Raw genomic sequence first — 1,267 nt, 5'->3', positions numbered from 1 at the left:
GCCGACAAAGGCTACCGGGGCGCCGGTGGTACGGTCCGGATCCCCTACTGGGGCCGGCGGGAGACCCTCACCGCTGGTCAGAAGGCGGTGAACCGGTCCCACGCGAAGATCCGGGTCCTCGGGGAGCAGGCCAGCGCCACCCTCAAGTCCCGGAGGCTCCTCCGCAAACTGCGGTGCTCGACCACCCGGATCACCAGCCTCGTCCAGGCCGTCCTCACCCCCCATCTGACCAGCTCAGAGTGAAGACGGAAAAGGCTCATTTGCGAGCCTCGTATCAGGCGAGTTCACGCAAGGAGATGTGCCTGGTTGAGGAGCTGGCGTGCCGCAGGGTGATGCTGGAAGGGTCGGAGTTGTTCTCGCATGGTGTGCAGTTGGCGTGCGGCGCGGGCGGAGTGCAGTGTGGGATAGGCCGTCAGAAAAGCTTGCCAGTGGGCAAGGGCTTGTTCGAGATGGCCGATGCTCGTATGGACCGCGGCGAGGCGGGCTCGAGTGAGGACGGCAGCGCGGTGTTCGGCCGAGCTACGCATGCGGAGTGATTGTTTGAGCGCGTTCACAGAGCCAGAGCGGTCGCCGAGGATGCTGAGCGTCTGGGCGCGTTGGTAATACAGGGCGCTGACCGGATAGGCGGTGAACGGCCCGGGGGGGCCGTCGGCACGGGCATGGAGGTGTTCGGCGTGTGCGAGGGTGTCCAGGGCGGCGCGCGGGTCGTAGTGGGCTTGCAATACGGCCAAATTGGCGTGGGTGTAGGCCTGCACGGCCGGCGGAGCGGCACTGGCATGCGACGCGGCTTGTTCGCTGAGATGGAGCACGGTCGGCGTATGGTGGCCCAGCTCGTAGGCGTGAGTGGCCATGGTGCGCAGGGCGATGGCGAGCGTGGTGGAGTCACCCGCGTCGGAGGCGAACCTGGCGGCTATGTGATGGTAATGCTGAGCGGTTCGATCGTGGCCGCTGTCCGCACTCATGAGGCCCAGCAACAGGGTCAGCTGGGCGGCTGCTGACAGCAGGCTGCTGCGTCGGCTGCGCTCATGCCTCTCCGTATGCAGGATGGGGACGACGTGGTGGGTGAGGAAGGCTGCCAGGGCGGCTCTCACCGGTTCTCCGCCGTACTCCTCGGCCACAGCGTTGAAGTGGAGCGCCATGCCGTGCAAATGATCGGATTCGGTCGACCCAGCATGCGCACCATCGGGTTCGGCCGGTGCGGGCTGACCCGCGGGGACGGATGGGGGGAGAGAGTCAGGTATGGCCAGGGCGGTCAAGCTGAATCCAT

Annotated in this window: 2 protein-coding genes; one reads left to right on the top strand and one right to left on the bottom strand. The window is 66.5% G+C overall.

Features of this window, described 5'->3' with window-relative positions; genetic code table 11:
* Positions 1–243: transposase family protein (locus tag ACZ7HQ_RS45600; protein ID WP_471003571.1), on the top strand; the 243-nt coding region annotated here is incomplete at its 5' end.
* 41 nt (positions 244–284) lie between these two features.
* Here ACZ7HQ_RS45600 and ACZ7HQ_RS45595 read toward each other — a convergent pair.
* Positions 285–1,267, bottom strand: a 983-nt coding sequence (locus tag ACZ7HQ_RS45595) for a hypothetical protein (RefSeq protein ID WP_471003568.1), incomplete at its 5' end; no start/stop codon positions are given.

This window comes from Streptomyces sp. NPDC037290, assembly GCF_055603245.1.
This window is presented reverse-complemented; position numbering and strand designations above follow the sequence as displayed.